9 protein-coding genes are annotated in these 12685 nt (G+C 39.5%); 7 read left to right on the forward strand and 2 right to left on the reverse strand.

Features of this window, described 5'->3' with window-relative positions:
- Position 1: 1 nt before the first annotated feature.
- On the forward strand, positions 2–931 hold the full coding sequence (locus FHS60_RS08855; protein ID WP_183697749.1) for a diacylglycerol/lipid kinase family protein: 930 nt from the start codon (positions 2–4) through the stop codon (positions 929–931).
- Positions 932–944: 13 nt separating this feature from the next.
- Here FHS60_RS08855 and FHS60_RS08860 read toward each other — a convergent pair whose 3' ends face one another.
- Positions 945–1649, reverse strand: coding sequence for a Crp/Fnr family transcriptional regulator (locus FHS60_RS08860; protein ID WP_183697752.1), 705 nt, complete (start codon positions 1647–1649; stop codon positions 945–947).
- A gap of 1001 nt (positions 1650–2650) precedes the next feature.
- On the opposite strand from FHS60_RS08860, the gene FHS60_RS08865 reads away from it, so the two are divergent.
- The 6 genes from FHS60_RS08865 (at position 2651) to FHS60_RS08890 (ending at position 11844) form a co-directional block, all read left to right on the forward strand.
- Positions 2651–4624, forward strand: coding sequence for a glycogen debranching enzyme N-terminal domain-containing protein (locus FHS60_RS08865; protein WP_183697754.1), 1974 nt, complete (start codon positions 2651–2653; stop codon positions 4622–4624).
- Between the two features lie 42 nt (positions 4625–4666).
- Positions 4667–5938 (forward strand): glycosyltransferase family 4 protein, encoded by a 1272-nt coding sequence (locus tag FHS60_RS08870; RefSeq protein ID WP_009348185.1) that lies wholly within the window; start codon positions 4667–4669, stop codon positions 5936–5938.
- Between the two features lie 19 nt (positions 5939–5957).
- Complete coding sequence (locus tag FHS60_RS08875) at positions 5958–7421, forward strand: glycoside hydrolase family 57 protein (RefSeq protein ID WP_183697756.1); 1464 nt, start codon at positions 5958–5960, stop codon at positions 7419–7421.
- 172 nt (positions 7422–7593) lie between these two features.
- A complete protein-coding gene (locus tag FHS60_RS08880) occupies positions 7594–8385 on the forward strand; it encodes a polysaccharide biosynthesis/export family protein (protein ID WP_009348187.1) in 792 nt (263 codons plus the stop codon).
- Positions 8386–8826: 441 nt separating this feature from the next.
- Positions 8827–9999 (forward strand): hypothetical protein, encoded by a 1173-nt coding sequence (locus tag FHS60_RS08885; RefSeq protein ID WP_009348188.1) that lies wholly within the window; start codon positions 8827–8829, stop codon positions 9997–9999.
- Positions 10000–10086: 87 nt separating this feature from the next.
- Positions 10087–11844, forward strand: coding sequence for a M64 family metallopeptidase (locus tag FHS60_RS08890; RefSeq protein WP_183697758.1), 1758 nt, complete (start codon positions 10087–10089; stop codon positions 11842–11844).
- Between the two features lie 110 nt (positions 11845–11954).
- On the opposite strand, the gene FHS60_RS08895 is transcribed toward FHS60_RS08890, so the two are convergent.
- A complete protein-coding gene (locus tag FHS60_RS08895; protein WP_183697760.1) occupies positions 11955–12683 on the reverse strand; it encodes a nucleotidyltransferase family protein in 729 nt (242 codons plus the stop codon).
- Positions 12684–12685 lie beyond the last annotated feature (2 nt).

A 12685-nucleotide genomic window follows, 5' to 3' on the forward strand; every position in this document is an offset into this window, starting at 1 on the left:
CATGAGCACTATTAACTCTCAAAAATGGGGCTTTATCTTCTGCCCAAAGAAAGGTTCGCATAAAAACCGTCACTTGAAGAAAAAGATCCAACAAATTCTTCAAGAAGAATTGACAAACTATGAGTTCATAGAAAGTCAGGAACAAGGCTCTATTAAACACATCACAAAGCGGATGACCCAAGAAGGGTATTCGACCGTAATAATAATTGGAGGAGATGCTGCTCTCAATGAAGCAATCAATGGTATAATGGAAGTGTCAGTTTCTCATCCTATACTTGGAGTAATTCCCAATGGATATGGTAACGACTTTGCTAAATTTTTCATGGAAAAAGAGATTTCCGACTACCGCCAAACTATCCGCACACTCAAACAGCAACGCACGCGCAAGATCGATGTTGGAACTTGCCTACTAACTGATGTTTTCGGAAAAGAAGAGCATTTATATTTTCTTGATTGTATCAATATTGGACTTGCCGCATCCATTACCAATATCAAAAGAACTACGCTAAGGTTCTTAGGAAGAAAAACTCTATCCTCACTTCTCTCTGCGATGCTTTTAATTTTCAAACGCAAGATTTTCAAAATAGCTTTTCACCTACCAGGCGAAAAGTTTGAGAAAAATGCCATGACTGTCTGTATTGGCTCAGCTACTGGCTACGGGCAAACTCCTAGTGCTGTCCCCTACAATGGGCTACTCGATATCAGCGTCATATCAGACACGCCGTCACTACAAATTGCACATGGACTTTGGTTACTCTTTACTGGACGTTTTCTCAAGCATAAAAATTTGGACGTGTGGCGAACAAAAGAAGTGGAATTTTCCGAAATCGGACGTGCCACTGTCAGTATAGATGGACACGTTATACCACATAAAGAGAAAACACTGAAGGTTGGAATTCTAAAAGAGGAAATAGAATTTATACTTCCTTAAAACTCACAAAACTTCAACCAATCTCTGAGACAAGTTTCAGTTTCTGCTCATCAAGAATTGTAATCTTCCGCCCATCTACCACGATTAGTTGCTCTACGGCAAAATCGGAAAGTGTGCGAATGGCATTAGATGTTGTCATATTAGAAAGGTTTGCCAAATCTTCACGAGGTATCTTAATTGCAATAGCCTGAGAATCCTCTGCAACACCATAAGTATCACGTAAAAAGAGTAAAGACTCTGCCAAGCGTCCACGTATGTGCTTTTGAGTAAGACTAACGGTACGAAGATCTGAACTCCCCAACGCTTGTGCTAAATTCGTCATAAAAAATCTACACAACGCATTATTTTTCTGTAGGGCAAGATTTACCACTGGCATAGGAATCAAGCAAACAACAGAATCCTCAAAGGCTGCAGCAGAAGTTACATAACATTCGTTTGCCATCCAAGCACGATAGCCAAAATACTGAACAGGTCGCATCAAACGAAGCAACTGACTTCTGCCTCCTACACCATCACGATATATTTTAATCTTTCCCGAAATCAAACATATTAGGTATTCAGGCGTATCACCAACTTCATAAATAGGTTCATGCTTTCGATAGGTCACTACCCGCAAACTTTCAGCAAAAGTTTGCTTCTCATCTTCAGAAAGAAGCTGCCACAAATCATTCATTAAAGCAGTAATCTCCGACAATCCCCATTTATAACTTGAAGCCATTCTCATAAGATTAAATGAAAAGTCAAAACAACAAAGTTAAAAGTATGTTTTATAACATTTCTTGCTACAAATATAAGAAGGCTATTTTATTTACACAAGACTTTAACATCTTTTCCTAAACTTTCATACAGCGTTGTCTGTATTTTTCTATTGTAAAAGCACAGTCTATACAATTGTGCCAATCATACTTTACAATCATCCAAGAAACAGATACAGCGATTGAAGCCTATCGGCTATATACTACCATGAAAGATTGAAAATCAAGAATTAAACAGAAAGATAAATATTCCAACTTACAAATCCACCTGCAATCAAAAGTCCGCTCTTATTGAATTTCTCTACTTGACAACTCCATATAAAGAACGCTTTTTAGGTAAAGCTACTTATCATCTTTTATGTTAAATCTCCACATAAAAGAAACATAATAAGGCGCTCTTTTGACAATCTCAATACACCAGCATACAGCCTAACTATAATGGTGAACATAAAAGCGAACAAGATTGACAACAAATAGAAAATATATTTCTCCTCAAAATCTGCAACGGCTGTATGTATCTAGTTCACAAAATTGTAGTAAAAAGCGCATTGCAAATTACTTCAATAAAAGAAAACCTCTTTCTACTCTGCTGATACAATAAGCCCGCCAGCTGATAGCCTTATTCTCTCAGCTGACATCCTTATTGTATTTTTAAACGCAATAAGGATATTTACGATTATTTGTAAAATGAAAATGAGCTTATCACTTGTAATTCGTAAAACACTCAATAAAAAGACTTTTCTAAACTCTTCTGACAAGCAAAAATCATAAACTTTCAACGATAAGATATTACCTGCATATAGTTTTATCAAGCCTCAAATAAAAAAACACATAAAAAATATCCTTATATCATTTTTTTGTATAATTTTGCTTTTAGGACAACAATAAAGCCGTCTGCATGGCATGATGGTACAAAACAAATCTGTCAAAGTAATATCAAACCTTAATCATAAATTATTTTACTATGTCCTATTTGCAATTCGATAAAACGCAGATGACAAACCTTCAGGACTCCCTCTTCAAGGAGTTTCTGATCACAAGTCGCTCTGGTGCATACTGCTCCACAACTCTAGTAGGCTGCAATATCCGCAAATATCATGGTCTGCTGGTAGTTCCCGTTCCTGAATTAGATGAAGAAAACCACGTGATTCTCTCGGCCCTAGATGAAACTATTATTCAACATGGCGCAGAATTCAACTTGGGGCTGCATAAGTACCAAGGTGAAAACTATAGTCCCAAAGGACATAAGTATATAACAAAATTTGAATGGGTCAAAGTTCCTACATGGACATATAGAATTGGTGGTGTAGTCTTGAAAAAGGAAATTAGCTATGGTGTCCACAACTCTCGTCTATACATACGCTACACACTAGTTGAGGCTCACAGCCCAACTACACTCCGACTTCGTCCTTTCTTAGCTTTCCGAAATGTTCATGAATGGACTCATGCCAATGGTACTGCTGACAAGAGCTACAAGCTCATTGAGAATGGCATAAAAATGTGCCTATATAAAGGCTATCCAGAGCTCAACATGCAGCTAACCACCGATAAGGCAGAATTTCATTACGACCCAAACTGGTACATGGGACTTGAATATCCAAAGGAACGAGAGCGTGGCTATAATTCGTTAGAAGATCTTCTTGTTCCTGGCTATTTTGAAATGCCCATAAAAACGGGAGAAAGTATTGTTTTCTCTGCATCGGTTAAAGAACCAGAAGAACCTTCTAAGCTCTCAGCCATGATGGACAAGGAAATTGCTCCACGCCTTCCTCTTGACAGTTTCTATCATTGCCTCGTTCACGCGGCCCACCAGTTCAAATTCCAAAAAGATGGCGAATCCTATCTCCTTGCTGGCTATCATTGGTTTAAGTCTCGCGCTCGTGATACGTTCATAGGACTTACAGGATTAACACTCGCAATTGGAGAGACTGAAGAGTTTGAATCATACATGACTACAGCTCAAAAAGCCATCTACGATTATATAAATAAGCGTCCCATTAGTGTGCAAATTTATGAAATGGATAAACCAGATGTCTTACTTTGGGCCATTCGTACAGTACAAAACTATGCGCTTTACACATCCAGCAAACAATGCTATGAGAAATATGGCAGCTTGCTAAAAGATATGCTAGATTTTATCTGGAGCGGTAAGCATCCAAACCTCTTCCTTCATGAAAATGGTTTGCTCTATTCAAATGGTAAAGAAGAAGCCATTACGTGGATGAACTCCGTCGCTAATGGTAAGCCAATTGTGGCACGTTCGGGATATATTGTAGAATTCAATGCTCTCTGGTATAACGCTCTGAAATTCATTGAAGAGCTCCTTTTAGAAGCCGGAACAGAAGAAGAAAAAGATTTAGCAAACCGACTTCATCGCATGGCAGAGAAAGTAGCTATTTCGTTCAAGAATACGTTCCTCAATGAATATGGCTACCTTCTCGATTATGTTGATGGCAATATGATGGATTGGAGCGTTCGTCCCAATCAATTGATTGCAATTGCGTTGGAATATTCTCCGCTTAACATAAAAGAACGAAAGACAGTTTTGGACGTTTGCACAAAGGAACTCGTAACTCCTAAAGGCATTCGCTCACTTTCTCCAAAGAGTGGAGGCTACAACCCTATGTATATAGGTAAGCAAACACAGCGTGACTATGCATATCATCAAGGAACTGCGTGGCCATGGCTGACAGGCTTCTATCTCAATGCCTACCTCAAAGTCTACAAGATGAGCGGAGTCAACTATATCGAACGACAACTCATTGGATTTGAAGAAGAGCTCTTCTATCACTGCGTTGGAACAATCCCAGAACTTTTCGACGGAAATCCTCGCTTTAGCGGCCGTGGAGCGATCTCTTTTGCCATGAACGTCAGTGGTATTCTAACAGCACTGCACCTTGTAGAAAAGTTCCGAATCATGGAAGAAGAGGATTATTAAGAAGATATAAATAAAACGTCAAGCATCATCAACTATAACACAATGAATGTATTAATGTTTGGTTGGGAATTTCCCCCACATATCCTCGGAGGCTTAGGCACAGCAAGCTACGGCATTACGAAAGGACTTTCCCTACAGCCTGACACGCATATAACTTTTTGTATTCCTCGACCTTGGGGCGATGAGGACAAAAGTTTTATGAACATCATAGGACTGAGCGAAACCCCCATTGTCTGGAAAGACGTCAACTATGACTATGTCAAACAACGCCTTGGAGACAAGATGGACCCACAGCTTTACTATGATCTTCGTGACCATATTTATGCCGATTTCAATTACCGAATGACCGATGACTTAGGTTGTATTGAATTCTCTGGAAAATATCCGAGTAATCTATACGATGAAATTAATAACTACTCTATAGTTGCAGGAGTCATTGCCCGCCAACAGCAGTACGATATTATACACGCGCATGATTGGCTCACTTACCCCGCAGGCATTCACGCCAAAAACATAAGCGGCAAACCTCTTGTCATCCATGTTCATGCAACAGATTTTGATCGTAGTCGAGGCAACGTAAATCCCACGGTTTACAACATTGAGAAAGACGGAATGGACCACGCTGATTGCATAATGTGCGTCAGCGAACTTACCCGCCAGACTGTAATAAATCACTACCATCAAGATCCTGCAAAATGCATTGCTATGCATAATGCAGTGTATCCGCTGGATCAAGAAATTCTCGATATGGTAAATCAGCGGAAGCCGTTCAAAGAAAAGAAAACAAAAGTTGTCACTTTCCTCGGACGTCTTACAATGCAAAAGGGACCAGAATACTTCGTTGAAGCGGCAGCTCTTGTACTCAACCGTACACGCAACATCCGCTTTTGTATGGCTGGTTCAGGCGATATGATGGAAGAAATGATCAACCTAGTAGCATCTCACGGCATAGCAGATCGCTTCTTCTTCCCAGGCTTCATGAAAGGCAAACAAGTGTATGAAGTCTTTAGAGATAGTGATGTCTATGTCATGCCTTCTGTTTCCGAGCCTTTTGGTATTTCGCCACTTGAAGCTATGCAATGTGATGTTCCTTCTATCATCAGTAAGCAGAGTGGCTGTGCTGAAATTCTCAAGAAATGTATCAAGACAGACTATTGGGACATTCACGCCATGGCCGATGCTATATACTCTATTTGTACCAATGATTCCCTCCATGAATATTTGGCAAAAGAGGGAAAAAGAGAGGTCGATGAAATCACCTGGGAAAAGGTGGGTCAACGCATCTATAATTGTTACCAGAATCTCCTAAATTAATAATCTCGCAGCATACAATATGAAAACCATTTGCTTATATTTCGAAATACATCAGAATATCCATCTGAAGCGCTATCGTTTCTTCGATATTGGTACAGACCATTATTACTATGACGACTACGAGAATGAGCGCTCTATAACTGAAACTGCAGAGAAGTCATATATCCCTGCGTTGCAAACGCTCATAGAGATGGCCAACAAGAATAAGGGGTTCTTCAAATGTGCAATCTCCTTGTCAGGCTGTGCCATTGAGCAGCTGGAAAACCATGCACCACAAGTGCTGGAGTTACTACAAGAACTCAACGACACTGGCTGCGTTGAATTCCTTGCGGAACCCTACTCCCACGGATTCTCTTCACTTAAAAATAAAGAGAGCTTCATAGCTGAGGTTCGCCATCTTTGCCACAAGATTAAAACGCTCTTTGGACAAGAGCCTAAAGTATTCCGCAACTCTTGTCTAGTCTACGATGACGAAATTGGTGAGATTGTTGCAAAAATGGGATTTAATGCTATGCTAGCAGAAGGAGCAAAACATGTGCTTGGCTGGAAGAGTCCACATTTTGTTTACAACTGTTGCCGCAATCCTAAATTAAAACTGCTCCTTCGCGACCATAGTTTGTCCGAAGACATTAGTTATCGTTTCAATGACTCAAGCTGGAGTCAGTATCCACTCTTTGCGGATAAGTATGCCAATTGGATTGCACAACTTCCAGAAGAAGAACAAATTATAAATATCTTCATGGAACTTTGTGCACTTGGAATCTTCCAACCGCTCAACAGTAATATTCTAGAATTCTTCAAAGCACTTCCCGAACAATTTCGCCAGCGTGGCATCACGTTCTCCACACCTTCTGAAATCGTAAGCAAAGTAAAATCATCTGGAGATCTCATTGTGGAATACCCAACCAGTTGGGTAGACGAAGAGCGCGACATGTCTCCATGGCTAGGCAACATTATGCAGCAAGAAGCTTTCGACAAACTCTATAGTATTGCCGACCGTGTCCGCATTAGCCGTAATCGTCGCCTACAACAAGACTTCGACTACCTGCAAGCATCCAACAATCTGCGCTTTATGTCTACTAAGGCTAATAGCTATGGAGGTTATCGAGGTATTTACGACTCTCCTTATGATGCTTTCACCAACTATATGAACATCCTTGGCGACTTTATTGCGCGCGTCAATAGTCTTTATCCCGATATTGAGAACGAAGAATTAGATCCGCTTCTCACGACTATCAAAAACCAAGAAGAAGAGCTTGAGCGAAAGGACCGCGAACTAGAAAAATTCCGCTTAATGTTGGCTAAATTTGAAGTTGGCGGCAACGCAGAAACTCCTATTCCCGAAACAAAAGTTGTAAAGGAAACCAAACCAAAAGCAACGACCAAAAAGACAGCAACTAAGAAAACTACACCTAAGAAGTCTACAACAAAGAGCAAGACCAGTACAAAAAAATCTCCTGCAACAAAATCTGTTGAAAAGTAATAGTGTTTCCACACATAATTAATACTCATTTAGAAGAGGACGGTCTCTTGACTGTCCTTTCTTTTTTCAAGAAAATTGTAAAAAGATAAGTTTTTATGGCAAATTAAAATTATTATCCTAACTTTGCAACAATTTCATAACTTATAGTACAAAACAAAGCTATCAATTTATAATGAATCGTTTTTTGCTGCTTATTATAATGGTGCTGGCATTGTTCTCTTCATGCCACACACAGGAAAAGGTTATCTATTTCCAAGACATGCATAACCGTGAAAGCTTCTCTACTCAAACCATTGAAGCAATGAAACTACAGCCGGGCGATAAGGTTAGTATAATCGTAAGCAGTGCAGCTACTCCCGATCAAGCGGTACGTTATAACCTTGTTGTTGCGCAGCAACAAGTAGGCTCTGCAACAGCTCGTCAAAATAACCAAGTAGCCCTCTACACTATTGATGAACACGGAGAAGTTGATGTTCCTTGCATGGGGCGTATCAAAATTAGTGGACTCACACGTTCTGATGCCGCGGCAAAAATACAAAACCTCTTCCGCAACGGAATCCTCAACGACGCCGTTGTAACTATCAATGCCTACGACCAGTTCATCACCGTTCTTGGCGATGTCAAGAATCCTGGTCGAGTTCAGATTGGTCGCGACAACATTACGTTGCTCGAAGCTATCGGACAAGCTGGAGACCTTAATATTACAGCCCGACGTGATCGCATTCTCGTCATGCGCCAAGAAGGCAACGAAACAAAATCCTACTATGTAGACATTCGTTCCAAGAATCTAATGAACTCTCCCGTCTACAATCTCCGCCAGAACGATGTTATAATCGTACAGCCCAATAAATTTAAAGCAAACCAATCTACGAACAACGCAAATAGTCTGACACAAATTGGAACATGGATATCAATTGCTTCTTTTGCAACGACACTCATAACCCTATTCCTGATTAAGAAATAAGGTCATATATCAAAACACCCACAAAACGCCTCGCATTTTTATCTGCTGAGGCGTTTTATGTTTCCACTACAAATCTAGATTCTTAGAAAGAAACTTACCACAAAACTTTCAAAGAACATTTTGGCATTTGCTAAAAACCTTATGAACAGCAATAAAGAAACTTACTTTTTATTAAGTGTATTATAAAATCGTAAATATCCTTATTGCGTTTGAAAATACAATAAGGATATCAGCTGACAGAATAAGGCTATCAGCTGACGCGCTTATTGTATCTGCAAGCCCAATAATAACTATGGTGCTATACTTCTCCTTTAGCGTAGCATAAGAAAATAAAGATCAAACTTATTTGGTAAAATACAAAGAAAATTTTAGATTTGCAGCCATCATTGTAAAATCCAAATAATGATTAAAGATTCTTAGTATTCACCAAACAAAAAACCTATGAAAACGAATCTAATGAAATGGATGTTGCTCATGAGCGTAATTCTCATGGGAATTGTATCGTGCAGCGATGAAACAGAGAAACCTTCGTTGGCAGCTCCTGAGATTGTGCAACATGAACAAACAGATGACAACCCCATCAAATTGAGCTTCTCATGGACAGAAGTAAAAAATGCAACGGCTTATGTCTATGAACTTTCAACAGAAGTTGATGGAGTAAAAACTACAGTCGTTAAGGGAGAGACCCAAAAAACAAGTGCCGAAATTATTGGAAGTAAGGATATTCTCCTCTCTTTTGATACAAAATACACATTCAGTCTTTCTGCGAAGTCTCCACAGTTGGAATCAAAAACAGTTAGTGCAGTAGTCACAACATCAACTTCTCCTTTCAAGATGGAAGTAACAGAACTCAACTATCGTGGAGCTACATTCAATGTTACTCCTTCAGATCCTAATATACCCTATCAAACAGCTCAGACAGATTGGGATAAATACGCAAAACACGAATCTGACTCTGCCTTTATAGCCAATTATGACTTTGCATTCTATAAGGCTGTCCCACCTCCTTTCGTACCCTGGTATGCTAAAATGGAGAGTGCATGCCAAAAGGGTAATCACTCTTGGAAGACTCGAATTCTGAGTCCAGGAAAAACATATATATTCTACTCTTACGGATGTAAATTCCAATCTAAGGAAAATCCCAAGAATCCTGTTGTACTTATTACTCCATTTGTAAAAGTAAAATTTACTACCCCAGAGTGGAAGGCTACTAGCCAAATGACTTTCAATGTAACTTCTGTCAGCCAAACTCTCAAAGATGGTAAGGTTGTCTCTGTAATCAAAGTTATTCCCTCCTCCAATACCGAAAAGTATTTCGTAACTTTCGTAGAGGATGAGTACGTTGAAAAGAATTATGGTGGCAGCGACTTCAACCTCTTGATGGGACGCATGGGCGATGCTGAAAAAATGGGTATAGTAAGAAACTACAATTGGGGAGCCTCCAAACTGCTTCACTCAGGAGAACAAACTATTTCCAATACAGAAACAGGAATCAGTGGTGACCAAAATATTACTGCTGGTAAAAAGTACCATGCAATAGTCATCGGAATGAGTGATGATGGACTTCAAACAACAGAAATCAAGCGTTTGGACTTAACCGCGCCTTCTAAATAAACAATATAACAATAGCCGTTCCAGCTCTGAAAATAATACCAATTATAACCTTCAATATACTGGAACGGCTTTAATTTTTGACATAATATGAAAGCCAAGATTAGTCGGATGCTGGCAATGCTCAGTATTTTCTTGCTGGTTGCTTGCTCATCGGAAAATAATGGTAATGAAGTATCTCCTTTTACGATAAAGACACCAGAAGCTTCCTTAAGACTGGCCGTCGAGAAAAACAGTAAAAAAGAAGTAAGTTTCTCTTGTCCAGAATCTTGGAAAGCAAGCGTAAACGTAGATTGGGCAACCATATCGCCCATGACGGGCTCTGCAGGCAATCAGCAATTAAAAATCATTGCAAAGTCATATAATAATACAGGGAAAGTTCGTGAAGGCATCTTACTCCTAACCTCCACAAGTGGAAGCTCTCAGATTAAATTTTCTCAAGAAAAGGCCGATGTTATCAACTTAGAACAGCAGGTTTATAATGTTGGTATTAAAGGTGGAGATTTGAGTGTAAAATTTTCTTCAAATATACGCGGATATAAACTTTTATTTGTTTCGCAATCTGCCAAACCGACGTGGATTAAAGCAAAAAAAGATGCCAACGTAGGGAGTAAGACAAGCGAGGTAAATGAAAGCTTAGAAGAGAGTGAATACCAATTCTCCATTGAACCCAACGAAACGCATGAGAAAAGAACTGCAACTTTCTATATTCGCATCGTAAATCCCAATAACCACGACGAAGTATATATTACTTCAGGATTTTTCAACATTGTACAAGAAGGTTTACCAGTTGAAACTTCCACGGACTTTTCTCGTAATAATTCCATAAAACAATTACAGAGACATACCAAAGGAGCAGGCATTCCTATTGTTCTCATGGGAGATGGCTTCGTGGATCGTGAAATAAACTCTGGCCGTTACGATGAGATTATGAATCAATCAATGGAGAACCTCTTTACTGAAGAACCTGTAAAATCGCTTCGCGAATACTTCGATGTATGGCAAGTTACCCTTGTTTCTCAAAACAACGCATTCGGTGCAAATTATAAAACAGCTCTCGATTGTGAGATTCAAGGAAATGGAAGTTCGCTTATAACTGGTAATTTTGACAAGGTAGTGGCAGCTTTGAGGAATATTGAAGAATTCCAAACAGCAAGTAGACTACATGAAGTAGTTACTGCTGTTATCCTTAATACGCCACAACATGCAGGAACAACCCACTTTGGCATTTCTTTCGAAGGAGAAATGAGCAATTTTGCCATTGCCTATGTACCGCTCATCAATAATGATGCTAAATGTGAAACCTACCGCGCAGTTCTATGCCACGAAACTTTAGGACATGGCTTAGCCAAATTACTTGATGAATATGCCTATGAATCAAATAATTCGAGTATTCCTCTTTCTCAAGTTAACAAATACAGTGAATTGCAGAAAAAGTATGGATGGGCAAACAACATCTCTTTCTCTGCTACTAAAACACCCTGGAATCATATCCTAGCCAACAAAAACTACCAATCAAGAGATTTCTTCGGTGAGAAACTAGGCATCTACGAAGGAGCCTTAGGATATCTTCATGGAGGATGGCGTCCGACAGATGATAGCATGATGTTTCACAATCGTCATGGCTTCAATGCTCCATCACGAGAAGCAATATATAAGCGTGTAATGTCCACAGCTTTGGGCGAATCATGGACTTACAACTTTGAGGACTTTGTAAAATTTGATCAAGCACACCTGCCGCGACCTACTGCTGCACAAGCACAAACAAGAGAATACTTCGGAAAAGAAGCGTTCTCTATTATTGGTGGTCAGCCTCAACTACTATCACCTCCCGTTATTGGACGCTAAGAAAGAATAAAGAGTTCCCCTCATAAAACATTACTGTCTGGTAGACAACGAAATAAAAGTTTATCGTTCTACCAGACAGTTTATTTATAAGAGGTGTATAGTTTTTTACATCAAAGCGTAAGAAGAAAATCTTCTGCTTCCTTCAGTGTATCCTGTTTACCAACATCAAGCAGACGGAGGGGGGGAGTAAAAACTCCTCGAAACGACAGTTGGTCGCAAGTCTGCAAATAGAAATTCATAATAGGAAAAATCTTTGGAAACTCTTCCAAAAAAGAAAGCAATCTAGGAGACACTAAATGAATACCACTAAAAGCATAGCGATGTAAAGAGGCAATATCCAAATTTTGGAAAGGCGTTCGCACTTCTCCTGTCTGAAGATTGGTCCAAGCACACAAATAATTATTGTCATCAAAAAGTAAATAACGATTCGTTACTCGCTCACTAACCATCAGTGCTGCATCTGCATCTTTATTTGCCTCATAAAACTCACGCAAAGGAGCATTGCTAAGAATATCCACATTATGAATCAATATGGGATTATCATTGGGCGTAAAAAGTTTCATTGCTTGACGCAATCCTCCTCCTGTATCAAGAAGTTCTTCACGTTCATCACTCACATGAACAGGAATTCCAAAATCGTGCTTATCCAAATAACTAATGATTTGTTCACCAAAGTGATGTACATTTACAACAACTTCTGTAGCACCCGCCTCGCGTAGACGAGTCAATGTATGCCATAAAAGAGGTTTACCAGCAACAGGAACTAAGGCTTTTGGCATAGAATCTGTCAGAGGCTTTAAGCGAGTTCCACGCCCCGCAGCAAAGAGTAGTGCTTTCATTT

This window comes from Alloprevotella rava, assembly GCF_014195585.1.
Taxonomy (GTDB): Bacteria; Bacteroidota; Bacteroidia; order Bacteroidales; family Bacteroidaceae; genus Alloprevotella; species Alloprevotella rava.

Coding starts and splice junctions, on each gene's coding strand:
- FHS60_RS08870 (WP_009348185.1), top strand. CDS start 4,667: ATGAATGTATTAATGTTTGGTTGGGAATTTCCCCCACATATCCTCGGA.
- FHS60_RS08890 (WP_183697758.1), top strand. CDS start 10,087: ATGAAAGCCAAGATTAGTCGGATGCTGGCAATGCTCAGTATTTTCTTG.
- FHS60_RS08895 (WP_183697760.1), bottom strand. CDS start 12,683: ATGAAAGCACTACTCTTTGCTGCGGGGCGTGGAACTCGCTTAAAGCCT.
- FHS60_RS08860 (WP_183697752.1), bottom strand. CDS start 1,649: ATGGCTTCAAGTTATAAATGGGGATTGTCGGAGATTACTGCTTTAATG.
- FHS60_RS08855 (WP_183697749.1), top strand. CDS start 2: ATGAGCACTATTAACTCTCAAAAATGGGGCTTTATCTTCTGCCCAAAG.
- FHS60_RS08875 (WP_183697756.1), top strand. CDS start 5,958: ATGAAAACCATTTGCTTATATTTCGAAATACATCAGAATATCCATCTG.
- FHS60_RS08865 (WP_183697754.1), top strand. CDS start 2,651: ATGTCCTATTTGCAATTCGATAAAACGCAGATGACAAACCTTCAGGAC.
- FHS60_RS08885 (WP_009348188.1), top strand. CDS start 8,827: ATGAAAACGAATCTAATGAAATGGATGTTGCTCATGAGCGTAATTCTC.
- FHS60_RS08880 (WP_009348187.1), top strand. CDS start 7,594: ATGAATCGTTTTTTGCTGCTTATTATAATGGTGCTGGCATTGTTCTCT.